Below are 231 nucleotides of genomic sequence, written 5' to 3'. Positions count from 1 at the left end.
TTGGCAAGGTGATTAATGGCATTAATGGAAAGATACAGGCAAAAAGCTCGTCACCGCAACCGTACACCTTAACCACAAGTGAGAAAAAGTATGTAATGCAGAAGTACCCAGAATTAACCGAGGCAGATATTCCCGATAAAGTTGAGTTAATTGCTGGCGGAAAGGGACAAAATACGACGTCGCCGAGTGCAGATTCTGAACCTGCGCATGATGATGATTTTTTCACTATTC

General features: G+C 42.9%; 1 protein-coding gene. It reads left to right on the top strand.

Annotated elements, in window-relative coordinates; translation table 11 throughout:
* Positions 1–231, top strand: a 231-nt coding sequence (locus B9N71_RS13155; protein WP_167370122.1) for a hypothetical protein, incomplete at both ends; no start/stop codon positions are given.

This window comes from Gilliamella bombi (genome assembly GCF_900103255.1).
In the GTDB taxonomy this organism is placed as follows: domain Bacteria; phylum Pseudomonadota; class Gammaproteobacteria; order Enterobacterales; family Orbaceae; genus Gilliamella; species Gilliamella bombi.
This window is presented reverse-complemented; position numbering and strand designations above follow the sequence as displayed.